This is a genomic window from Mycobacterium sp., assembly GCF_035499775.1.
GTDB lineage: Bacteria > Actinomycetota > Actinomycetes > Mycobacteriales > Mycobacteriaceae > Mycobacterium.
In genome coordinates this window covers 1-21,951 of sequence record NZ_DATJYB010000054.1, presented here as the reverse complement: position 1 = coordinate 21,951, position 21,951 = coordinate 1, and the positions used below count along the sequence as shown (strand labels likewise).

22 protein-coding genes and 1 pseudogene are annotated in these 21,951 nt (G+C 69.4%); 14 read left to right on the top strand and 9 right to left on the bottom strand.

What is annotated here, in order from left to right:
* Positions 1-36: 36 nt before the first annotated feature.
* The 9 genes and pseudogenes from VML93_RS03400 (at position 37) to VML93_RS03360 (ending at position 7,750) form a co-directional block, all read left to right on the top strand.
* Entirely contained in the window at positions 37-918 is an 882-nt protein-coding gene (locus tag VML93_RS03400; RefSeq protein ID WP_325607685.1) for an SDR family oxidoreductase, read from the top strand.
* A gap of 15 nt (positions 919-933) precedes the next feature.
* The gene (locus VML93_RS03395; RefSeq protein ID WP_325607683.1) at positions 934-1,572 is read left to right on the top strand and encodes a maleylpyruvate isomerase family mycothiol-dependent enzyme; all 639 of its coding nucleotides are present in this window, start codon (positions 934-936) and stop codon (positions 1,570-1,572) included.
* A gap of 21 nt (positions 1,573-1,593) precedes the next feature.
* Positions 1,594-2,001, top strand: coding sequence for a VOC family protein (locus tag VML93_RS03390; protein ID WP_325607682.1), 408 nt, complete (start codon positions 1,594-1,596; stop codon positions 1,999-2,001).
* Positions 2,002-2,098: 97 nt separating this feature from the next.
* Positions 2,099-3,326: pseudogene (locus VML93_RS03385) on the top strand (inorganic phosphate transporter).
* A gap of 16 nt (positions 3,327-3,342) precedes the next feature.
* Complete coding sequence (locus VML93_RS03380; RefSeq protein WP_325607680.1) at positions 3,343-3,642, top strand: hypothetical protein; 300 nt, start codon at positions 3,343-3,345, stop codon at positions 3,640-3,642.
* Positions 3,643-3,696: 54 nt separating this feature from the next.
* The gene (locus tag VML93_RS03375) at positions 3,697-3,999 is read left to right on the top strand and encodes a DUF3349 domain-containing protein (RefSeq protein ID WP_325607678.1); all 303 of its coding nucleotides are present in this window, start codon (positions 3,697-3,699) and stop codon (positions 3,997-3,999) included.
* A gap of 68 nt (positions 4,000-4,067) precedes the next feature.
* The gene (menE, locus tag VML93_RS03370) at positions 4,068-5,141 is read left to right on the top strand and encodes an o-succinylbenzoate--CoA ligase (RefSeq protein WP_325607689.1); all 1,074 of its coding nucleotides are present in this window, start codon (positions 4,068-4,070) and stop codon (positions 5,139-5,141) included.
* A gap of 11 nt (positions 5,142-5,152) precedes the next feature.
* Positions 5,153-6,502: a hypothetical protein gene (locus tag VML93_RS03365; protein ID WP_325607676.1), complete on the top strand. Its 1,350-nt coding sequence runs from the start codon at positions 5,153-5,155 to the stop codon at positions 6,500-6,502.
* 6 nt (positions 6,503-6,508) lie between these two features.
* Positions 6,509-7,750 (top strand): APC family permease, encoded by a 1,242-nt coding sequence (locus tag VML93_RS03360; protein WP_325607674.1) that lies wholly within the window; start codon positions 6,509-6,511, stop codon positions 7,748-7,750.
* Between the two features lies 1 nt (position 7,751).
* On the opposite strand, the gene VML93_RS03355 is transcribed toward VML93_RS03360, so the two are convergent.
* Both VML93_RS03355 and VML93_RS03350 read right to left on the bottom strand, forming a co-directional pair.
* Entirely contained in the window at positions 7,752-8,414 is a 663-nt protein-coding gene (locus VML93_RS03355) for a TIGR04282 family arsenosugar biosynthesis glycosyltransferase (RefSeq protein ID WP_325607672.1), read from the bottom strand.
* Positions 8,411-9,067: a glycosyltransferase family 2 protein gene (locus tag VML93_RS03350; protein ID WP_325607670.1), complete on the bottom strand. Its 657-nt coding sequence runs from the start codon at positions 9,065-9,067 to the stop codon at positions 8,411-8,413. The genes VML93_RS03355 and VML93_RS03350 overlap by 4 nt, the downstream gene beginning before the upstream one ends.
* Positions 9,068-9,334: 267 nt before the next feature.
* On the opposite strand from VML93_RS03350, the gene VML93_RS03345 reads away from it, so the two are divergent.
* A complete protein-coding gene (locus VML93_RS03345) occupies positions 9,335-10,030 on the top strand; it encodes a DUF4190 domain-containing protein (protein ID WP_325607668.1) in 696 nt (231 codons plus the stop codon).
* Between the two features lie 43 nt (positions 10,031-10,073).
* On the opposite strand, the gene VML93_RS03340 is transcribed toward VML93_RS03345, so the two are convergent.
* Positions 10,074-12,056, bottom strand: a complete 1,983-nt coding sequence (locus VML93_RS03340; RefSeq protein WP_325607666.1) for a hypothetical protein — start codon at positions 12,054-12,056, stop codon at positions 10,074-10,076.
* 285 nt (positions 12,057-12,341) lie between these two features.
* On the opposite strand from VML93_RS03340, the gene VML93_RS03335 reads away from it, so the two are divergent.
* Positions 12,342-14,039: a hypothetical protein gene (locus VML93_RS03335; RefSeq protein ID WP_325607664.1), complete on the top strand. Its 1,698-nt coding sequence runs from the start codon at positions 12,342-12,344 to the stop codon at positions 14,037-14,039.
* On the opposite strand, the gene VML93_RS03330 is transcribed toward VML93_RS03335, so the two are convergent.
* A complete protein-coding gene (locus tag VML93_RS03330; RefSeq protein WP_325607662.1) occupies positions 14,036-15,067 on the bottom strand; it encodes an NAD-dependent epimerase/dehydratase family protein in 1,032 nt (343 codons plus the stop codon). The genes VML93_RS03335 and VML93_RS03330 overlap by 4 nt on opposite strands.
* Positions 15,064-15,840: an S-methyl-5'-thioadenosine phosphorylase gene (locus VML93_RS03325; RefSeq protein WP_325607660.1), complete on the bottom strand. Its 777-nt coding sequence runs from the start codon at positions 15,838-15,840 to the stop codon at positions 15,064-15,066. Before VML93_RS03325 ends, VML93_RS03330 begins: the two co-directional genes overlap by 4 nt.
* A gap of 44 nt (positions 15,841-15,884) precedes the next feature.
* Here VML93_RS03325 and VML93_RS03320 point away from each other — a divergent pair, with 44 nt between their 5' ends.
* The gene (locus tag VML93_RS03320) at positions 15,885-16,760 is read left to right on the top strand and encodes a 1,4-dihydroxy-2-naphthoate polyprenyltransferase (protein WP_325607658.1); all 876 of its coding nucleotides are present in this window, start codon (positions 15,885-15,887) and stop codon (positions 16,758-16,760) included.
* Between the two features lie 140 nt (positions 16,761-16,900).
* Positions 16,901-17,917, top strand: a complete 1,017-nt coding sequence (fabH, locus tag VML93_RS03315) for a beta-ketoacyl-ACP synthase III (RefSeq protein WP_325607656.1) — start codon at positions 16,901-16,903, stop codon at positions 17,915-17,917.
* Positions 17,918-17,952: 35 nt separating this feature from the next.
* Here fabH and VML93_RS03310 read toward each other — a convergent pair whose 3' ends face one another.
* Complete coding sequence (locus VML93_RS03310) at positions 17,953-18,243, bottom strand: DUF4229 domain-containing protein (protein WP_325607687.1); 291 nt, start codon at positions 18,241-18,243, stop codon at positions 17,953-17,955.
* A gap of 85 nt (positions 18,244-18,328) precedes the next feature.
* Here VML93_RS03310 and VML93_RS03305 point away from each other — a divergent pair, with 85 nt between their 5' ends.
* The gene (locus VML93_RS03305) at positions 18,329-18,490 is read left to right on the top strand and encodes a hypothetical protein (protein ID WP_325607654.1); all 162 of its coding nucleotides are present in this window, start codon (positions 18,329-18,331) and stop codon (positions 18,488-18,490) included.
* A 7-nt stretch (positions 18,491-18,497) separates the two neighbouring features.
* Here VML93_RS03305 and VML93_RS03300 read toward each other — a convergent pair whose 3' ends face one another.
* The 3 genes from VML93_RS03300 to VML93_RS03290 all read right to left on the bottom strand — a co-directional run.
* The gene (locus tag VML93_RS03300; protein WP_414686269.1) at positions 18,498-19,799 is read right to left on the bottom strand and encodes a MinD/ParA family ATP-binding protein; all 1,302 of its coding nucleotides are present in this window, start codon (positions 19,797-19,799) and stop codon (positions 18,498-18,500) included.
* A 43-nt stretch (positions 19,800-19,842) separates the two neighbouring features.
* Positions 19,843-20,832, bottom strand: coding sequence for a c-type cytochrome biogenesis protein CcsB (gene ccsB / locus VML93_RS03295; protein WP_325607650.1), 990 nt, complete (start codon positions 20,830-20,832; stop codon positions 19,843-19,845).
* Positions 20,829-21,951, bottom strand: a 1,123-nt coding sequence (locus tag VML93_RS03290; protein ID WP_325607648.1) for a cytochrome c biogenesis protein ResB, incomplete at its 5' end; no start/stop codon positions are given. The genes ccsB and VML93_RS03290, both read right to left, overlap by 4 nt.

Genomic DNA, 21,951 nt, shown 5'->3' with positions numbered 1-21,951 from the left:
TAGGTGGTAACTGACGCTACGCCTAGACTCCCCACGGTGAGCAAAAGCCCGCTCCGACGACTCACCGACCAGCTCGCGCTGGCCAGCCTGCGACCGCCGGTGACACCGCAATGGATGGTCAACCGGCCCGCGATCAAGCCGGTCGAGCTCGACGGCAAACGCATCCTGCTGACCGGCGCATCGTCGGGCATCGGCGAGGCCGCCGCCGAACAATTCGCCCGGCGCGGCGCCACCGTCGTCGCGGTGGCCCGCCGCGCCGATTTGCTGGACGCGGTTGCCGACCGGATCACCACGTCGGGCGGGACGGCCCTGTCGATGCCGTGTGACATCTCGGACCTGGACGCCGTCGACGCACTGGTCGCCGACGTGCAGGAACGCATCGGCGGGATCGACATCCTGATCAACAACGCCGCCCGGTCCATCCGCCGGCCGCTGGCCGAATCGCTGGAACGCTGGCATGACTTAGAGCGGACCATGCTGCTCAACTACTACGCGCCGCTGCGGCTGATCCGCGGCCTGGCGCCGGGCATGATCGAGCGCGGCGACGGCCACATCATCAACGTCTCGACCGAGGGCGTCCTCGCCGAAGCGTCGCCGCTGTACTCGGCATACATCGCGTCCAAGGCCGCACTGTCGGCGGCGAGCCGGATCGTCGAAATCGAGTGGGGCCGAAAGGGTGTGCACTCGACCACGCTGTATTACCCGCTGGTTGCCACCCCGATGATCGCGCCGACGAGGGCCTACGACGGGAGACCGGCGCTGACGCCGGAGGAAGCGGCCGGGTGGATGATCACCGCGGCCCGCACCCGGCCGGTCGAGATCGCCCCGCGGCTGGCGATCGCCGTCAAGGCGCTCAACACCATCGGCCCGCGCTGGATGAACGCGCTGATGGAACGGCGGGTCAAGCACCTCAACTAGCGTCAGGAGTTTGCTGTGTCGGAAATCTGGACCTCGATCGCTGCCGAGCGGGGAGCGCTCGCCGACGCCCTCGCCGACCTGACGCCGGCGCAGTGGGACACACCTTCGATGTGCACGGACTGGACGGTCCGCGACGTCGTCGCGCACATGTCGTCGACCGCGGCGATGACCCCGGGCAAGTTCTTCCTCGGAATGGCCAAGGCGGGGTTCAACTTCGACAAGTTCGCCAACGGTGGGATCGCCAAGCACCGCGGCTCGGATCCCGAGGCCACCCGGACCGGATTCCAAGGCCTGCAGAACTCCACCTCGGCGCCGCCGGGACCCAAGGTCTCCTGGCTTGGCGAGGTGGTCATCCACGGCGCCGACGTTCGCCGTCCGCTGGGCATTTCGCACACCTACCCACCGGACACGGTCCGCCAGGTGATCGACTTCTACAAAGGCTCCAATGTCCTCATCGGCGCCAGGAAGCGCATCGCCGGGCTGAGCCTGCATGCGACCGACGACGACTGGCAGCACGGGGACGATCCCGGCGCGGCCCGCGTCGAAGGACCGCTGCTGTCACTGCTGCTCGCCATGACCGGCCGCGGTCCCGCATGCGACGACCTCACCGGCCCGGGCGTGCCGACCCTGCGAAGCCGGTGCACAAGCGCGTGACGCCGTGATAGACACGAAGCCATGGAGATCCTGGCCAGCCGGATGCTTCTCCGACCGGCGGACTATCAGCGGTCACTGACCTTCTACCGCGACGAGATCGGTCTGGCCATCGCCCGTGAATACGGTGCGGGCACAGTGTTTTTCGCCGGTCAGTCATTGCTGGAGCTGGCCGGGTACGGCAGCCCGGACCACTCCCACGGACCCTTCCCCGGCGCGCTGTGGCTGCAGGTGCGCGACGTCGCTGCGACCCAGGCGGAGCTGCAGAGTCGCGGGGTGTCGATCACCCGCGGAGCGCGTCGCGAACCGTGGGGCCTGCACGAGATGCACGTGACCGACCCGGATGGAATCACGCTGATCTTTGTCCAGGTGCCCGGCGATCACCCGTTGCGCCGAGACACCAGAGGTGAACCCCGGGGAACGGCCGGTTAACTACGAAGTAACATCTGGCGACGAAAATAGCTACACCCGCGTTTCACCACTTGCTCCGTTCGACAATGGATTCCCCCCCCTACCAGAATCAGGCCCTGTGAACATAGACCTGTTCCTCTTGATCATTGTCGTGGTCACGGCATTGGCCTTCGACTTCACCAACGGCTTTCACGACACGGGCAACGCCATGGCGACCTCCATCGCCAGCGGCGCGCTGAAGCCCAAGACCGCGGTCGCCCTGTCCGCAGTCCTCAACCTGGTGGGCGCGTTCATGTCCACCGCGGTCGCAGCCACGATCGCCAAGGGTTTGATCGACGGGCACATCGTGACGCTGGAACTAGTGTTCGCCGGCCTGGTCGGCGGCGTCGTCTGGAACCTGCTGACCTGGCTCCTCGGTATCCCCTCGAGTTCCTCGCACGCACTGATCGGCGGCATCGTCGGTGCCACGATCGCCGCGGTGGGCGCGCATGGGGTGCTCTGGAAGGGCCTGGTTTCCCACGTGCTCATTCCGGCCGTCGTCGCCGCGATCCTGGCCATCGCCGTTGGGGCGATCGCGACCTGGCTGGTCTACCGGATCACCCGCGGCGTCCCGACCGACCGCACCGAGGCCGGGTTCCGGTACGGACAGTGGGGCTCGGCGTCGCTGGTCTCCCTGGCGCACGGCACCGGCGACGCGCAGAAGACGATGGGCATCATCTTCCTGGCGCTGATGTCCTACGGGGCGATCAGCAAGAGCGCGTCGGCGCCGCCGCTGTGGGTCATCGTCTGTTGCGCCGTGGCGATGGCGGCGGGCACCTACCTGGGCGGCTGGCGCATCATCCGCACCCTGGGTAAGGGTCTGGTCGAGATCAAGTCGCCGCAGGGCATGGCCGCCGAGTCGTCCTCGGCCGCGGTCATTCTGCTGTCGACGCACTTCGGCTACGCGCTGTCGACGACGCAGGTTTGCACCGGTTCAGTGCTGGGCAGCGGGCTGGGCAAGCCCGGCGGCGAGGTGCGCTGGGGCGTGGCCGGCCGGATGGGGGTCGCGTGGCTGGTCACGCTTCCGTTGGCCGGGCTGGTCGGGGGGGTCACGTACGAGATCGTGCATCAAATCGGCGGCTACCCCGGCGCCATCATCGGCTTCGGGCTGCTGGTCGCGGTCTCCGTCACCATCTATGTGCGGTCGCGCAAGATCAAGGTCGACCACAATAACGTGAACGCCGAATGGGAGGGCAGCCTCACCGCCGGTCTCGAAAGCTCCGACGAGCACAAACCGCCCTCCGATACGGGGCCCACGGCAGGCACCGGGGCGTCACCCCGGTCCACCTCCGAAGGCGACACCGTGATCGCGGGGAACGCCTGATGAGCCACTTAAGCGACTGGTTCAACTATGAGGCGTCCCTCAAGATCCTGTTCTTCAGCATGCTGGCCGGTGGGGCGCTGCCGGCGCTGTTCGCGCTTGGGCTTCGGTTGCATGCCGTCGGAGGTGGGCAGGTGGCCATCGACGGTGGCGAGCCACACAAGAATCCGGTGCTCTTGACGATCGCCTGGGCGATCTACGGGTTGGTAATCGCGGTGATCATCCTCGCTCTGGCGTACATCGCCCGCGACTTCATCGCCCACCAGACCCACTATCCCTTCCTGGGTGCCAAAGTTAAGTAGCATTGGATCGTCGTCCTCCAGATTGCCGACCCCCCTCGTGGAGTGGAGAGCAAAGTGAACCGATTCCTTAGCTCGGTTGTCTCGTGGCTGCGCGCGGGCTACCCCGAGGGCGTGCCGCCGACCGACACGTTCGCTTTACTCGCCCTGCTGTCTCGCCGGTTGACCAACGACGAAGTCAAACTCGTGGCTAAAGAGCTGATGCAGCGCGATGAGTTCGACAAGGTCGATATCGGGGTGCTGATCAGCAAGCTCACCGACGAGTTGCCGACGCCGGAGGACATCGAGCGGGTGCGGACGCGGTTGGCCGCCAAGGGCTCGCCGCTCGATCAGCCCCGCGACAACGGAGAGCACGCATAGCCGTTCTGCGTGCGCTCAGCGTTGCGCCGGGCTCCGCCGCCGCGTTGTTGCTGCCCGCGCTGGAACGGGTGCTGGACGGCCGCGACCCCGCACTGGTGGCGGTGGCGGCCGGGCACGAACCCGACCCGGCGCTACGAGTGGGTGACCAGGTCGACGACGACGTGGCCCTGGTGGTGACGACGTCGGGAACCACCGGCACACCCAAGGGCGCCCTGTTGACCGCGGCCGCACTGACTGCGAGCGCGTCGGCGACCCACGATCGTCTCGGCGGGCCGGGCAGCTGGCTACTGGCCCTGCCGCCCTATCACATCGCCGGGATACAGGTGCTGGTGCGCAGCGTGCTCGCCGGTTCGGTGCCCGTCGAGCTGGATGTCTCCGGCGGGTTCGACATCGCCGAATTGCCCGGCGCCGTGCGGCGATTGGGCTCTGGTCGGCGGTACACGTCGCTGGTGGCCGCACAACTGGTCAAGGCGCTCACCGACCCGGCGTCGGCGGCCGCGCTGGCCGAACTGGAGGCGGTGCTGATCGGCGGCGGGCCCTTGCCGCGGCCCGTCCTGGAGGCCGCCGCGGCGGCCGGCATAGCGGTGGTCCGCACCTACGGCATGAGCGAGACGGCGGGCGGCTGCGTTTACGACGGTGTCCCGCTGGACGGGGTCCGGCTGCGCGTGCGCGCCGATGGCCGCATCATGCTCGGCGGCGCCACCCTGGCCAAGGGCTACCGCAACCCGGTCGATCCCGACCCGTTCGCCGAGCCGGGCTGGTTCCGCACCGACGACCTTGGCGCGGTGGACGATTCGGGCGTGCTGAGGGTGCTGGGCCGCGCCGACGACGCGATCAGTACGGGCGGGCTGACGGTGCTGCCGGGGCCCGTCGAGGCCGCGTTGTGCACCCACCCCGCCGTCAGTGACTGCGCCGTTTTCGGACTTGCCGACGACCGGCTGGGCCAGCGGGTGGTCGCCGCGGTCGTGGTGAGCGACGGCTGCCCGGCCCCGACGCTGGACGCGCTGCGCGACCACGTTGCGCGCACGCTGGACGCCACCGCCGCGCCCCGCGAGGTGCACATCGTCGGCGCCCTGCCCCGCCGCGGCATCGGCAAGGTGGACCGCCGCGCGTTGGTGCGCCAGTTCGGGGCCGATCAATAGGCTGGTCGATCGTGAGGGTTGCGCGCCGGGAGGTGGTCGCGGTAGCGCTCGCGGCGGTCCTGGTGGCCGCCGCGTTCGTGCTGCCGCGGTTATCGCTGGGCGTCACTCCGCTGCTACGGGCGGGCCCGGAGCGGTTCGCCAGGTATGCCGGCGCCGCACCTCTCTTCGGCTATTGGGATGTCCACGTCGGCTGGGGCACGGCGCCGGCGATCCTGCTCGCGCTGGCCGCCGTATTGTGGGGACCGGTTGTCGCACAACGGCTTTCGTGGCGGATGCTGACGTTGTGCAGCTGGGCCACCGCGTGCGCGTGGGCGTTTGCGCTGGCGATGATCGACGGCTGGCAGCGCGGCTTCGCCGGCCGGTTGACGACCAAGGACGAGTATCTGTCTGAGGTGCCGGGCCCCGACATCGCGACGATGCTGCGCAGCTTCGCCGGCCGGATCCCCGACTTCCGCCCGCACTCCTTCCCCACTCACGTGTCCGGGCATCCGCCCGGTGCGCTGCTGACGTTCGTTTGGCTGGACCGCATCGGCCTGCACGGCGGCGCCTGGGCCGGGTTGCTGTGCTTGCTGGTCGGCTGCAGCGCCGCGGCGGCGGTGGTGATCGCCATCCGCGCGCTGGCCGACGAACAGACCGCGCGGCGGGCGGCGCCGTTCGTCGCGGTGGCACCGACCGCGATCTGGGTGGCGGTCTCCGGCGACGGCTACTTCGCCGGCGTCGCGGCATGGGGTATCACGCTGTTGGCTTTGTCGGTGCAGGGCAAGGTTCGGTTGCCGGCGCTGGTGGCCGCCGGGGCGGGCCTGCTGCTGGGCTGGTCGGTCTTCCTCAGTTACGGCCTGGTCCTGCTTCTGCTGCCGGTAGTGGCAGTGCTGGTGTCCCGTGGTGACTGGCGGGCGTCGCTGCGGACGCTCGGCCCGGCCGCGCTGGCCGCGCTACCAGTGGCGGTGATCTTCGCCGTGGCGGGGTTTTCCTGGTTCGACGGTTATCTCCTGGTGCGGGAACGCTATTGGCTGGGGCTGGCCGGGTATCGCCCGTTCCAGTACTGGTGGTGGGCGAACCTGGCGTGTGCGGTCTGTGCGATCGGGCTGGGCAGCGTCGCCGGTCTCAGCCGGGTCTTCGACGGGGCTGCCATCCGTGCGCGATCCGGTTTCCACCTGTTGCTGCTGGCGATGCTGGCCGCCATCGCCTGCGCCGATTTGAGCATGATGAGCAAGGCCGAGACGGAACGGATCTGGCTGCCGTTCACCATCTGGCTCACCGCGGCGCCCGCCCTGCTGCCGCTCAAGTCGCACCGGCTGTGGCTGGCGCTCAACGCCGCCGGGGCCCTGCTCCTGAACAGCATCATCCTCACGAACTGGTAGGCACACATGGAAGACGAGCAACCAGCGCTGGCACGTCGACTCGGCACGACGGACGCCGTCGTGATCGGGCTCGGTTCGATGATCGGCGCCGGGGTGTTCGCGGCGTTCGGCCCGGCCGCCCGGGCGGCCGGCGCCGGTCTGCTGATCGGGCTGGTGCTGGCCGCGGCGATCGCCTATTGCAACGCCACCGCGTCGGCCCAACTGGCAGCGGTCTATCCGACCTCGGGGGGCACCTACATCTACGGGCGGGAACGTCTGGGCCCGTGGTGGGGCTTCATCGCGGGGTGGGGGTTTGTGATCGGCAAGACCGCGTCCTGCGCGGCGATGGCCCTGACGTTTGCCAGTTACGCGGTGCCCGGGCCCTGGTGGTTGCAGCGCATCGTCGCGGTCGCGGCCGTGCTGGCGCTGGGCGCGCTGAACTACCGTGGGGTCACCAAAACCGCGATGCTGGCCCGAATCTTGGTGGCGTGCACGCTGATTACCCTCACTGCGGTGGTCGTGGGGATCGCGATCGCCACGCCCTGGACCCAGTTGCCGCCGCAGTTCGGCGGCTGGCCGGCTGCCCCGGTCTACGGCGTTCTGCAGTCGGCGGGGCTGCTGTTCTTCGCATTCGCCGGTTATGCGCGGATCGCGACGATGGGCGAGGAGGTCCGCGACCCGGCCCGCACCATCCCCAAAGCGATCAACCTCGCGCTTGCGATCGTGGTGGCGGTCTATCTGGTCGTCGGGGTCGCCGCGCTGCTGGCCGCGGGCCCGGACCGGCTCGCCCACGCCGCGGCGCCGCTGGCCGAAGCGGTGCGCGCCGTCGGTGCCGCGCCGCTGGTGCCGGTGGTGGCGGTCGGTGCCGCGCTGGCCAGCCTCGGCGCGATGCTGGCCCTGATCGCCGGACTCGGACGCACCATGCTGGCGATGGCGCGCCATCACGACCTGCCTGACTGGCTGGCCGCGGTGCACCAGCGCTACCGGGTGCCACACCACGCGGAGATGGCGGTGACCGTGGTCGTCTGCGGCTTGGCGGCCACGGTCGACCTGCGCGGCGTGATCGGCTTCTCGTCGTTCGGGGTGCTGATCTACTACGCGATCGCGAACGCCTCCGCCTATACGCTGCCCGAGGCACGGCGTCGCGTGTTGAACGTCTGCGGCCTGGCCGGCTGCCTGCTGCTGGTCGCGACGTTGCCGTGGCTGTCGGTGCTTGCCGGGCTGGCCGTGTTCGCCGTCGGGATCGCCGGGCGGTTGGTGCTGCGTTGAGTCAAAGCCCGGCCGCGCGGGTGACCTGCGCGAAGCGACTGCCCGGCGCACAGGCAGCACGCACGCCGGCGACATCGTCGACGACGTCGAAGTCTGCCAGTCGTTCCACCGGAGTCACATCGATTCCATTGTCTCGCAATGCCTTCAATGTGAGCTCGCCAGTGTCGGCCTGAGACATCGGGACGCTGCGCAGGCAATCGGCCATCGCCGGCGTCCGCACCCCCAGCACCCACCAGCCGCCGTCGCAGGCCAACCCGAGCACGGCCGGTGCGCCCAGCAGCCGGCGCGCGCAACCCGTCAGAAGATCAGCGCTCACCTGCGGGGTGTCCATGCCGATTTGCAGCACCGGGTAGCCGTCAGCCGAGTCGGCGTGCGCGTTGGCGAGCCGGTCGGCGAAGCCGTCGCCACGCTGCTCGATCACCGTGAACGACTCGAGCCGCCGCCGGATCTCGTCGGCGCCGACGGCGGCGTCCAGGTCGCCGGTGAACGCCACCACCCGGGCGGCCACCGGCGCGGCAGCCACCGCGTCCAGCGTGTCCAGCAGCGCGGCGGCGGCGATGTCGGCTGCCACCCGGGCACCGACCGTCGCGGCGAGCCGGGTCTTGGCCCGGCCGGGCTCCGGCGCTTTGGCGACCACCAGCAGCGTCACCGGTACGCCGCTCACGAAATCACCTTCCAGAAGTCCAGGATCGCGGTCAGGCTGCCCCGCAGCGAACCGCTGACCTTGGACTTGCCGCCCGTCCGGGGGCCGTAGCTGATGTCGAGCTCGACCACCCGCCAGCCGGCGGCCGCGGCACGGACCAGCAGTTCCAGCGGATATCCGGACCGCCGATCGACGACACCGAGGTTCAGCAGAGCATCCCGGCGGGCTACCCGCATCGGCGCGATGTCATGCACCGGCAGGCCGTGCCGGGTGCGCAGCCGCCAGCTCATCACCACGGTGCCCACCCGCGCCACCCACGGCCAGTGCAGCCCGGGCACCGGCCGCCGCCGGCCGGTCACCAGGTCGGCACCGCGATCGAGTTCGGCGACCAGCCGGGGCAGGTCACCGGCATCCATCGAGCCGTCGGCGTCGATGACCGCCACGATCGGCGTCGCAGCGGCGATCACGCCCGCGTGCACCGCCGCTCCGTATCCCGGCCGCGGTTCGGCCACCACCTCGGCGCCGTGCCGGCGGGCGACCCCGGCAGTGTCGTCGGTGCTGTTGTTGTCGACCACCAACGCCCGATAGGCGGCGGGGACGGCGGCCAGCACCGCCGGCAGCGACTCCTCCTCGTTGAGGCATGGCAGCACCACCGTCACCGCGTCGCCGGGCATGCCAACCGACCCTAGCCCGGTGACGGCAATTTGTAAGGCGTCGCGGAATTTCCTCGTCGGCTGTGGTTAACTGTGCCCAAAAGTGAAGCGGCGGAAGACCTAACTGCCGTGATCCACGGGGGGCTTAGTGTGAATAGCGCACGTCACGACACGTCAACCGATGGCCACGGCAACCCCGGTGCTCGCGCGCTGTGACACACGGCTACAACGGAATTCGTTTGGCTCCGCTGACAGCTCAGAGCAGAATCCCGACCACAGGAAGCGCTGATGGAACCCTCTGACGATTACCCGACCCAGGCGACCTCATTCCCGACGCAGGCAGCCTCATACCAGCCGCCCAGCTATCCGCCACCGCCGAGTGCCCCGGGAGGGATGTATTACGGGGCGCCGCCACCGGTTCCGGGGCCCTACCCGCCGTATCCGGTGTCCAGGCCGACGAACACGATGGCCATCGTGGCTCTGGTCAGCTCGCTGCTGGTGGCTCCGCTGGGCATCATCTTCGGACACATCTCGCTCTCCCAGATCAAACGGTCCGGCGAGGACGGCCGGGGCCTGGCCCTTGCCGGCACCATAATCGGTTATGTGGCAACGGCTTTCGCCGCCCTCGGCATTATCTTCATGATCGTGGTGATGGGCGTGATGACCGCCGCGATCCACGATGCCGGCAGGGGACATCACTACTACCCCACGCCGACGACCTCGTACTCCGCGGTCGGTGTCCCGGATTCCTCCGCGCAGGCGATCAAGAACGCGGAAGTCGGCGATTGCATCAGGCGTGTGTCGGGCGCGACGAGAAGCGATGGCACCCAGGACGTGACGGTCTACCCCGCTACGTGTGGCACCAGTTCCGCCACCGACCGAGTCACCAAGCGCACCAATAGCACCCTCAATTGCAATGGCCAATGGGTCCAGACGAAGGCCTATTCGCCGCCGATCGTCCTCTGCCTGTCCAAGCTGCGGTGACTCACCCGACCCGCCCCACGCTCGACGCCGTGCAGTAGCACTCCTAGCGGGTCGGCCGTGGGAATAGCGGTGGCAGCACTGGGGGACGCGGCTGGACCGGCGGCTGGACCGGCGCCTGGGTATGCGGCACCTGCGGCACCGGGGGTTGGACCGGCGCCTGGGTATGCGGCACCGGCGGCGCTACCGTCGGCACCGGGGCCTGCGTGTGCGGCACCGTCGGTACCGGCGCCGCCGTGGTCGGCACCGGCGCCACCGTGTGCGGCGTGGTCGGCACCGGCGCCGCCGTGGTCGGCACCGGCGCCGCCGTCGTCAGCTTCGGGCTCGGCGGCGCCGTGCTCGGCTGCGGCGTTCCCGACACGCTGGGCGGCTTCGTCGTAACCGGCGCGCTCGCGGTCGGCGGCGTGATCGACGGCGTCACCGGCGCGGTCGTCGGCACCAACGGCTTGGTCGATCCGGACGGCCCCGGCGGGGTCGACGGGGTCGGCAGCGAACTCGTCGGCACCAACGGCTTTTTCGTCGGACCCGACGGAGTCGGCCCGGTGGGTGTCGTCGTGATGATGATCGGCACCGGCGGCTTGAATGGCGGCGGTATGAAGATCGGCGGCGGTCGCCAACCCGGGAACGGAATGAAGATCGGGACCGGGATCGGCATCCTCGGGTCAGGCACAAAACCGGGAATCGGCGCGGGGGCGGCCGGCACGACCACCGGCGGCGGCGGGGCCTGCGGTACCGCGCCTCCGCCTCCGCTGGGGGGCGCCACGTACTGCGGCGGAATGTAGCCGCTGCTGTCGGGAATGACGCCGCCCTGGTATCCGATGTTGGGCAAATCGGGCGCGGGCGGCGGAACGGGGGCCTGCTGCTGCGTCGGCAGCAGCGGCATGAACTTGCCCGGGGCGGCGTTCTGATGCCCCACCACCGGCGATGAAGCCGCGGTCGGCCGGACCGCGACCGCCACCGCGACAGCCAACGACGCGAAGCCGATCACCGCGAATGCCACCACGGCGTTGCCGATCAGCAACGACCCCCGGCTGAGCTTCACCGGGCCCGTGTCGGCCTCTTCGTCTTCGTCTTCGAATTCGTCGTATTCGTCGCCGTACTCGTCCATTTCGACCGGAAGCAACGCGTGGTCCTCGGTCATCGAGTACGCCAGCTGCTGATCCGAGGCACTCGGGTCGGCTGCCGGGGGGACGTAGGACGTCGCGTCGTCGCCGTACCCCGCCTGGGGCACCACCGAGGTGGCGTCTGCGCCCCACGCCTGGGGCGACATCGCTGTCGCGTCTTGGCCAAGCTGGGGCGACAGCGCCGTCGCATCCCCGCCGAGCTGCGGCGACATCGCCGTCGCGTCCCCGGTCAGCTGAACCGATTGGGCCATCGTCGCGGGCAGGGCGGACATCGCCGCACCACGGGCCAGCGCGAACGCCGGGTCCTCGGGAACCGCCACCCGCATCGTCGACCCGTCCCGAAGCTGGTTGGCAACCTGAGACGTGAGTTCGGACGACGAGCCCACCAGGTACACGTCCTGCACCCCACCGGCCTGGTCGCCGAGGCGCGCCATCATGGTGTCCAGCGCTCCGGTCGCGTCGTCGCCGGCAAACGACCCGGCGGACAGCATGGTCGGCGGCGACTCCTCGTCTCCAAACCTCGCCGCCGGCGCCAGGAGCGTCGACGCCTCCTCACCGACCAGCAGCACCGCGGAGCCGCGGGGCACGGCGGTGCGCATCAGGGCCGTCGCGGCCTCCGGCTCGTCCAAGACGACGACGTTCTGCACGCCGGAGTCTTCCAGCATCCGCCGCAGCTCGTCTGCCCTGGGGTGATCCGACCAGCACAAACGGGTACCGACGAGCCGGTGCTGCTCGTCGGCCAGCAATCGGCTGGTGCCGACCACGGTCTCTGTCAACTTCTCGATTGGGCTGTCGGCCAGATCCACCATCGACTGGTCGATCACGGCGCCGCCCTCAGCGGCCGACCCGACAAGCGCCAAGCGGGCGACGCGGTCTGCGACCGCTACCCCCAAAACGACGTCCATCGCGGTTCTCCTTCACCTGGCCACCCCACAACCAGCAATGTCCCGAAATCATTACACTGCGTTACTGTCGGCAGTATCCAGCATTCGGATTAGATTCGGCTATGAACGAAGCGTAACCAGCTTTTCACAGCTCTCGAACAGTCCTTGCTTAGCAACTTCTGTGTATTTGCCTAGCTGCATACCCTGCCGCTTCTTCCGAACGGAGAATATGGTCTCAATAGAGCATTCGCCTGACGGGGAATGCACCGTGCCGACCGTAACCATCCTTGACCTCTGGGGGGTCTTGTGAGCCAGAGCAGCGACGACTCGCCTACCGGCCCAATCCGTGGCGGGGCACCGAGCGCGGCCGCGCTACCGCCACCGGCCAACCCGGGCCACGGCCCCGCGGATCCGGCGCCGCAGCGCAACGTCAAGCGTGATCTGATCGCCGCCGCCCTGCTCGTCATCGGGGCGGTCCTGCCGTGGAACCTGAGCTTCGGTGTCGGAATCCCGAACAGCGACATGTGGATTTTTGTGGCGTTGGGCGCGGTGACGCTGCTGTCCCTGATCGCTCTCGCCCTTCCGGTTGGCCGAGTACGTCGCGTCCTCAACGACCCCTATTGGCTGCTGGTCCTCGGTTTCGTCGGGTGGAACGTCTGGAAGACGATCCAGGACGGCGGCACCGTGAACGTGCCGGGCGGGATCGGACCCGGGGCATGGGTGGGGATCGCCGGCTCGCTGCTGAGCGTGCAACCCGTGGTTGCCGGCCCTGCCGCGGACGGCGAGCGGCCCAGCGGAGGCCTGCGGGTGGCGCAGATCATCGGGTACGCGTCCATCGTCGGTGCCGCCCTCAATACCGCGTTCAACCTGTTCTGGCAGGTGAAGTTCGGATTGCGCACCGAGCCCGGCGTCGACTTCGGCAAACAGAACATCGCGGTGATCGCCACCGCGACGGTGTACGGATTGGTGTCGTTGGCCGCGGTTGTCGTCGCCTCCAGGTGGCTGCTCAAGAACACCAGGGCGTCCCAACTGGCGACCAGCGCGCTCGGGGCGTCGGTGCTGCTGGCCGGGGCGGTGGTGTGGCTACTGCCGGTCGGCCGCGAAATCGACGCGTTCCACGGCATCGCGCAGAACACGTCGGTGGCGGGAGTCGGGTTCGAGGGATATCTGGCCTGGGCCGCGGCCGCGGCGATTTTCGCGCCGCGGGCACTGCCCCGCCGCCGCGGCGGCAAACCCGGTGACGAAAACCCCTGGCGGGTTGCGGTCCGGCAGGGCTTGACGCTGATCATCGTGTGGTCGCTGGGAACCGCGCTGCTGAAGCTCACCGCCTTCGCGGCGAACGTGGCTTTGAACTACCCGTACTCGCGCTATGACAGCCTCACCATGACCGCATTCGACGTGATCACCGCGGTCCTGGCGATCTGGCTACGCCGCAAGCTGGCCGGCAGCCCCGGGTCGGCCAGGCTGATCACCTGGCTGGCCGGGCTCGTCGTCACATTCGGCATTGCCCGCGTCGTGGTGGGCGTCGTGCTGGCGCCGCGGTTCCCGGTGCCCCCGGAGGGCGCGTGGAGCAACCCGGTCTACGGAAACGATCTTGCCCAACAGATCACCAGCACCTTCGATGTGGTGCTGTGCGGGCTGGCTCTGGCCATCCTGTTCGCCGCGCTCACGGGTCGGCTCACCGGTCGCCGGCGTCGTCGCAAGGCAACCCCCGCCGCCCACGGGCGCAACGCCAGGCCCGCGGTGCCGACCGCCAAGCCTGCCGCACCGGCGGCACCGCCCCCGCCCCCGCCGTCTGCCGCGGCGACGAGCGTTATCCAGCTCGGCGGCGCCGGCCCGGGAAGGCAGGCGAACGCCGGCGCGGTGCCGCAGCTGGCCGGCTCCGGCGCGCCCCGGATCTTCCGCGGCGACGACTCCGCCACCCGGCAGATATCGCTGCGGCCGCCCACCGGGCCCGCACCCAAGATCTACCGGCCGCCGCAGGACCCGGGCCAGAACGGCTAGCGAAGCGGCGCGAACGCGAACTCGCGCAGGCCGTCGCGCGGATCCACGGCCGCGCGGAAATCCAGCACCTCGGCGGCCCGGCTGGGGTCGGCGACAATGTGGCGCACGTCGCCGCTGCGGTATTGGCCGGTGACGGCCGCCTCCAGTCCGGGCCCACGCGCGTCGCACAGTGCGGTGGCCACCTCCAGGATCGAGATGGGCTGACCCGAGCAGACATTGACGGCGGTGAATCCGTCGCGTTGTCCGGTAGCCGCCGCGAGGTTGGCCGCGGCCACGTCGTCCACGTGGACGAAGTCGCGCATCTGACCGCCGTCTTCGAAAACCTTTGGCGGCTGGTCCTTTTCGAGCGCTGAACGGAAGATCGCCGCGACCCCGGAGTAGGGCGTGTCGCGCGGCATGCCGGGCCCGTAGACGTTGTGATAGCGCAACGCCAGCACCGAGCCGCCCGTCGACTCCGACCACGCCAGCGCGTAGTGCTCCTGCGCGGTCTTGCTCGCCGCGTACAGGCTGCGCGGCCTGAGTGCGGCGTCCTCGTCGACGAGCCGCCAGTTGACCGGCGCCGCACAGAGCGGGCAGCGGTGCTCGAAGATTCCGGCGTCCAGATCGGCGCGCCGTCGCGGCAGCGGGTCGATGAGCCCGTGCTCTGGGCAGGCGTAGTTGCCCTGCCCGTAGACCACCATCGACGACGCGAGCACCAGACTCCGAACCCCGGCCGCGTACATCTGCGCCAGCAGCACCGTGGTGGCGAAGTCGTTGTGGCCGCCGTAGGCGGGCGCGTCGGCGGCGTCCACCCCGGCACCCACCATCGCGGCCTGGTGACACACCAGGTCCACGCCGGCCAGCAGCGGCGCCAGCGCGTCGGCGTCCCGGATGTCGAGGCGGCGGCATCCAGGCGGCGGCACCGAGTTGGGGCCGTGCGCGGCGGGCAGCAGGGCATCGACGGCGACGACGTCGTGACCCGCCGCGCGCAGCGCCGCGTCCACCCGGGACCCGATGAAGCCGGCGGCGCCGGTGAGCAACACCCTCACGGCAGTTCGAACGGCAACGTGACTCCGGTGTGCGGCAGGCAGTGCGTGCAGGTGCGCTCGGCGTCGACCCGGGCGATCGCGGACCGCACCAGCTCCTTGAACGTCTCGATGTTCTTTTCGAATTGAGCGAACACGTCGACGGCTTTCACGCCCTCGCCGGCCGCCACGCCGGCGTCCAGATCGGTCACCAAAGCGATTGCCGCATAGCATATTTCGAGCTCCCGGGCGAGCACCGCCTCCGGGTAGCCGGTCATGTTGACCAGACTGAAGCCGGCGGAGGCGAACCACCGGCTTTCGGCGCGGGTGGAAAATCGCGGGCCCTGGATCACCACCATGGTGCCGCCGTCGAAGACTCCGGGCAGGCCGGCGGTCGCGGCCCGCAGCGTCGGGCAGTACGGATCGGCGAAGTCGACGTGGATGGCGCCGGTGTCGAAATAGGTGTCGGCGCGGCCGGTGGTCCGGTCGACGAGCTGGTCCGGCAGCACCACGACACCGGGGCCCAGTTCGGGTTTCAGGCTGCCGACCGCACACGGCGCGAACACCCGCCGGACGCCGAGCGCGCGCAGCGCCCACATGTTGGCCCGGTACGGCACGGTGTGCGCCGAGTACTCGTGGTTGGCGCCGTGCCGGGGCAGGAAGGCGATCTCGTGCTCACCGATCGCGCCGATGGTGATCGGTGCGCTGGGCTTGCCGTACGGGGTGTCCGGGTTGACGTCGCGGGCATCCGGCCCGAAGAAGGTGTAGAAGCCGCTGCCGCCGATCACTCCGAGCATCCGCCCATTGTGGTGCATCGGGCACGATGCCTTAGTTTGCCTCTGTGGCCAGTTTCGCGCAGTGGGTCTCCGGCGCGCGTCCGCGCACGCTGCCCAACGCGGTGGCCCCGGTCATCGCGGGCACCGGCGCTGCGGCGTGGCAGCACGCCGCCGTGTGGTGGAAGGCGCTGCTGGCGCTGGTTGTCGCGCTGGCCCTGATCATCGGTGTCAACTACGCCAACGACTACTCCGACGGCATCCGCGGCACCGACGACGACCGGGCCGGACCGGTGCGGCTGGTGGGCTCCCGGCTGGCGACCCCACGCGCGGTGCTGACCGCCGCGATCGCCTGGCTGACGGTGGGCGCGGTGGCCGGATTGGCGCTGGCGCTGCTCAGCGCGCCGTGGCTGATCGCGGTCGGCGCCGCCTGCATCGCCGGGGCCTGGCTGTACACCGGCGGGTCCAGGCCCTACGGCTACGCGGGTTTCGGCGAGGTCGCGGTGTTCGTGTTCTTCGGCCTGGTCGCCGTGCTGGGCACCGAGTACACCCAGGCGCTACGGGTGGACTGGGTGGGTTTGGTGCTGGCGGTGGCGACCGGAGCGCTGTCGTCGTCGGTCCTGGTGGCCAACAACCTGCGGGATATCCCCACCGATACGCAGTCGCGCAAGATGACGCTGGCCGTCCGCCTGGGCGATGCCCGCACCCGGGTGCTGTATCAGGCGCTGCTGGCGACCGCCGGCTTGCTGACGCTGGTGCTGATGGCGGCGACGCCGTGGTGCGCGGTGGGATTGGTGGCGGCGCCGCTGGCCCTGCGCGCCGCCCGGCCGGTGCGATCCGGTCGCACCGGCCCGGAGCTGATCTCGGTGCTGCGGGACACCGGGCTGACGATGGTGGTGTGGGCGATTGCCGTAGCAACTGCGCTGGCCTGGGTGGCTGCGTAGCGCCGGCACCAAAGTTGCGCGAGCCAGACGCAAAGCACCCGAAAATCCACGATTCAGGGGGCTTTTGCGTCTGCTCGCGCGGACATGTCTACAGTCGATTCCAGGGCGATGAGCACAGCTAACAGCAAACGAGGACCGATATGACCGAGATCACCACGACCAGTGGGACTAAGAACATCGGTCTGCTCAGCGTCGGGGCTTACCGCCCCGACCGCGTCGTCACCAACGAAGAGATCTGCCAAAACATCGACTCGTCCGACGAGTGGATCTACAGCCGCACCGGCATCAAGACGCGCCGCTTCGCCGCCGACGACGAGTCCGCCGCTTCGATGGCCGCCGAGGCCTGCCGGCGAGCACTGTCCAACGCCTCCCTCGCCGCGTCCGACGTCGACGGCTTGATCTTGACCACCAACACCCACTACCTACAGACCCCGCCGGCCGCCCCGATGGTCGCGGCGGCATTGGGCGCCAAGGAGATTCTCGGGTTCGATCTCTCTGCCGGTTGCGCCGGGTTCGGCTACGCCCTCAGCGTCGCGGCAGACATGATCCGTTGCGGGGGCGCCAGCAAAATGCTGGTGGTCGGCACCGAGAAGCTCTCCCCCTCGATCGACATGACCGACCGTGGCAACTGCTTCATCTTTGCCGACGGCGCCGCTGCAGTGGTGGTCGGCGAGACGCCGTTTCAAGGCATCGGGCCGACGGTCGCGGGGAGCGACGGTGAACAGGCCAATGCCATCCGCCAGGACATCGACTGGATGACCTTTGCGCAAAACCCAAGTGGTCCACGCCCGTTCGTGCGGCTCGAAGGCCCGGCGGTGTTCCGGTGGGCGGCGTTCAAGATGGGCGACGTCGGGCGTCGGGCCTTGGAGGCCGCCGGGGTCGGGCCCGATCAGATCGACGTGTTCGTGCCCCACCAAGCCAACAGCCGCATCAATGAACTCCTGGCCAAGAGCCTGAAGCTGCGCCCCGACGTCGTCGTCGCCAATGACATCGAGCAGGCCGGAAACACGTCGGCGGCCTCCATCCCGCTGGCGATCGCGGAGCTGATGACGACCGGCGCGGCCAAGCCGCAGGAGCTGGCCCTGCTGATCGGCTACGGCGCGGGCCTGAGCTATGCCGCACAGGTGGTGCGGCTGCCGCTGCACAGCGACGGCTAGAACCGTCGACCCGACCCGCCGCCCAACAGGACGCGCTACTCCTCGGGTGGCGCCTCACCGCGCAGCCGGGCCCGCAGCTTTTCGCGCTCCGCACGCCGGCGCTCCCCGGCTACCGCGAGCGATGCCGTCGCGCGTCGCCGCAGCGGCCCGAATAGCCAGATGCCCAGGGGCATCGCGATGATCAGCGCGAACAACGCCGCGACGGCGATGGGGAATTGACTGACCCCCAGCAACCGCGCCACCCCATAGATCGCGGCGCCGACCACCACCACCAAGAGCAGCCGAGCCGTCGCGTACAGCAGGACGTCTGGAACTACCCGGATCACCCGGTCCCCAGTCGCGTTGTCGCTCGGCTCTTCTGGCACAGCACGAGCCTACGGCGCGGGTATATTCGCTCAAAGGAGGTGTTGAGTGCTTTACCTGCTCCTCGTCCTGGTTCTGGGGACGCTGATCTACTTTGGCTGGCGCTTGGCCCGGTCATACGCCAACCGACCGAAGACCCGGGTCATCGGTCCCGACGACGACCCGGAATTCTTATGGCGGTTGGGCCGCCGGGACGACAACCCCCGTTGAACCCCCGTTAGCCGAGGCCCGGGGCGGACCGCTGTTCGTTGGGAAACCCACCGGCGACGACGGCTGCCAGCTCGGTGAGCGCATCGCGGGTCTGCCGCCGCAACCGGGTCAGATCCACCTCCGCGCCCTCCTCGAGGTGCGGGTCGAACGGCACCAACCGCACCGCGCGGCAGCGCCGTGAGAAGTGATCGAGCACCTTCTGCATGTCGACGTTGCCCGACCGTGGCCGCACCGCGTTGATGACCGCGACCGACGAGCGCACCAGGTCTTCGTGGCCATGTGCGTCCAGCCAGTCCAGCGTCGCCGACGCGCTGCGCGCGCCGTCGATGGAGCCCGAGCTGACGACGATCAGCGCGTCGGCTTTGGCCAGCACCGCCGACATGGCCGAGTGCAGCAGGCCGGTACCGCAGTCGGTGAGCACCAGGCCGTAGAACCGCTCCAGGATGTTCAGGGTGCGGTCGTAGTCGTCGGCGCTGAACGCCTCCGACACCGACGGATCGCTCTCCGACGCCAGCACTTCCAGCCCGGTCGGCCCCCGCGAGGTGTAGTTGCTGACATCGCTGTAGCGCTCAATGTTTCCGGCGTCGTGCAGCAGCTGGCGCACCGTCGCCGGCGTCTCCAGCGGGATCTTCTGGCTCAGGGTTCCGCGGTCCGGGTTGGCATCCACCGCGATCACCCGGTCACCTCGAATGGCGGCCAGGGTGGACCCGAGCGTGGCGGAGATCGTGGTCTTGCCCACACCACCCTTCAGCGACACCACCGCGATCCGGTGGCAACCCCGCAAGGGCCGGTTGATCTGGGCCACCAGGTCGTTGTGGCGGGCCGCGCGGGGGCTCTCCCCCACGTTGATCAACCGTCCCGAGAGCACGTAGAGCAGGCGGCGCCAGCCCTCCGACGGCGGCGGTTTGATCGGCCGCAACAGCATGCCGGTGGACAACTCCGGATATGGAGTATGCGGCACCTTCTCCGGGCGGTAGCGAGCATCCACGGCTGCGGGTGGCACTTCGACCGGGCCGGTGTAGTAGCCGCCGAATCCCGGTTCGATCGGCCGGATGCCGGTGGCCGGACTGGAGTCCCAGGGCGGCAGCGCGGCGGGCGGGGCGGGTGGTACCACGCCGCGCGGGTCGATTCCGGGGCGCCGCTGCTCGGTGCGGAATCCGGCGAACGCGCGGGTCGGGGCCTCGGGCGCCTCGCTGTACGGCGCGGGCGGCGCCGGCGGCGCGGGCGGCAACTGGGTGGTCGGATGATCCACCGCGCTGCGGCCGCCACGTCCTGGGGGCATCCCTAAACCCGTTGGATGCTCTGACACGTGTACTTCCCCCTTTATGGCCCTTTCGGCCCTCGTCTTTCGGTCACCCCACGCCGGCGTAGGAATGCAGGCCTACCGTCACCAGGTTAACGAAGAACAAATTGAAGATCATGGCGACGAATCCCACCACGTTGATCCAGGCTGCCTTCCTGTCCCGCCATCCTGCCGTTGACCTGGCATGCAGATATGCCGCGTATACCACCCACGCGATAAACGAAACCGTCTCCTTGGGGTCCCAACCCCAGTACCTGCCCCAGGCCTGCTCGGCCCAGATGGCGCCGAAAATCACCCCGAAACCGAACACCGGGAAGGCGAAGATCGTGGTTCGGTACGCGACCCGGTCCAGGGTCTGCGCATCCGGGAAGCGCTGCACAATGCGGGCCAGCGTGCCGACGGTGTCTTGAGCACCGGGCTCGCCCAGCTTCGAGGTGCGCAGCAGGAACAGGATGCTGGCAATCCCGGCGACCAGGAACACCCCCGAACCGAGGCTGACCACCGACACGTGAATGGGCAGCCAGTAGGACTGCAGAGCGGGCATCACCGGCGCGGCGTTGGCGTAGAGCCAGCGCCCGGAGACCGTGAGCAGGATCAGCACCGGCACCAGCAGGAAGACCCACAGTGGGCGGTACTGCGGGCGGCGCAGCACGATCGCGCCGGCGACCAGGCCGCAGCAGCACGTCAGGTTGATGAACTCGTACATGTTGCCCCAGGGCACCCGCATGGTGGCCAGGCCACGCAGCACGATGCAGGCGAACAACAGGCCGATGCCCAGGTAGACCACGGACAGCCCGGCCCTGCCGACGCGTTCGTCGAAGGGCCGCTGCGGACCGTCCACCACGACGCCGGGCGTCTCGCTGTCGGCGTCGACCTGGGCGCCGACCAGCACCCGCGCGCGGGTGTCGGTGCGCCGAGCGCCGACATAGGCCAGCTCGAAGGCCAGCAGCAGCAGCGCGACCACCAGCGCCACCACCGCCGAGGTGAACGCCCAGTCGGAGTACCTGGACAGGCCGATGTCGACGTGTACGGTGTTCAATTGACGTCCACCTGAGAACTCCTTCTGGACGCGTTTTCGGCCGGCTGCTGCGAGCTCAGCCCGGTCTGCAACCGCTCGGTGAGCCGCTCGAACTCGTCGCCCCACCCGGAGTTGTCGGTACGCGCGAGGCCACCCAGCTCGACGTTCACCGTACCGGGGGCGTCCCCGCCGGCGGGGGTGAGCCGGACCCACACCCGGCGCCGGCGGATCAGCAGCGACACCAGCAGTCCGGCCATCATCGTGATGGCGAAAACCAGCACCCAGGTCTGACCGGGGTCGTGGGAGACCTGCAGGTTGACGAACGGCACGGCGCCGTCGAAGCGGACAATCGTGCCGGCGCCCGGGCCCTGGTCGATCCGGGCCTCCTCACCGACCCGCAGGTTCACCCGCTTTTCCTTGGTCAGCCGGCCCTGCTCGATCAGCCGGGGATCCAGGTCGAACAGGGATTGGGGCCGACCGGTGTCCAGGCCGGTGTCACCACGGTAGATGTCGATGGCCACGGCGGGGGCGTCCAGCGCCGGGAAGCGCGACGACAGCAGGGTGCCGTCGAGCTGCTCGGTCGGCGCCAGCAGGCCCTGGATCGCGATCTGGTGCTTGCGGCGCTCGTCGGCGTTCGGGTAGCTGCCCGCGGGCGGGTCGATGCGCGCCACACCCGACGAGAGCAGCGTCTGCGGGTTGTCGGGTCGCCATTGCACGGTCGACGTGCGGGTCTGCCCGTTCGGGAAGGTCACCGTGAAGGTGGGCGCGTAGCCGTGGCCCTGCAGGTACACCCGGTCGCCGCCGATCCGCAGCGGATGGTTGACCTCCAGCCGGTAGGGCCGCCAGGTATTTGCCGTCAGGTCGGAACTGGCCTGATACGCGATGTCGGCGGCGAACGAGGTGGCCTGCCCCGACGGCAGGTAGTGCGCCTGGAAGTCGTTGACCCTGATGCAGATCGGGTGCAGCGACGTGCCGTCGACGGTGTTGCCGGCGCGGAAGGAGTCGAACGCGGCCGGCGACGCCGAGCAGAAGCCGGGACCGCCGTCGGCGATGACGATCACCGTGCCCTCGTAGCCGAACAGCTTGCCGACGGCCACCGCGACCAACAGGCCCAGCAGCGAGAAGTGGAACAGCAGGTTG

What these genes read in the sequence shown, in the direction of transcription:
- VML93_RS03390 (WP_325607682.1), top strand. Translation starts at nt 1,594, where the DNA reads ATGGAGATCCTGGCCAGCCGGATGCTTCTCCGACCGGCGGACTATCAG.
- VML93_RS03380 (WP_325607680.1), top strand. Translation starts at nt 3,343, where the DNA reads ATGAGCCACTTAAGCGACTGGTTCAACTATGAGGCGTCCCTCAAGATC.
- VML93_RS03360 (WP_325607674.1), top strand. Translation starts at nt 6,509, where the DNA reads ATGGAAGACGAGCAACCAGCGCTGGCACGTCGACTCGGCACGACGGAC.
- VML93_RS03350 (WP_325607670.1), bottom strand. Translation starts at nt 9,067, where the DNA reads ATGCCCGGCGACGCGGTGACGGTGGTGCTGCCATGCCTCAACGAGGAG.
- VML93_RS03345 (WP_325607668.1), top strand. Translation starts at nt 9,335, where the DNA reads ATGGAACCCTCTGACGATTACCCGACCCAGGCGACCTCATTCCCGACG.
- VML93_RS03340 (WP_325607666.1), bottom strand. Translation starts at nt 12,056, where the DNA reads ATGGACGTCGTTTTGGGGGTAGCGGTCGCAGACCGCGTCGCCCGCTTG.
- VML93_RS03325 (WP_325607660.1), bottom strand. Translation starts at nt 15,840, where the DNA reads ATGCTCGGAGTGATCGGCGGCAGCGGCTTCTACACCTTCTTCGGGCCG.
- fabH (WP_325607656.1), top strand. Translation starts at nt 16,901, where the DNA reads ATGACCGAGATCACCACGACCAGTGGGACTAAGAACATCGGTCTGCTC.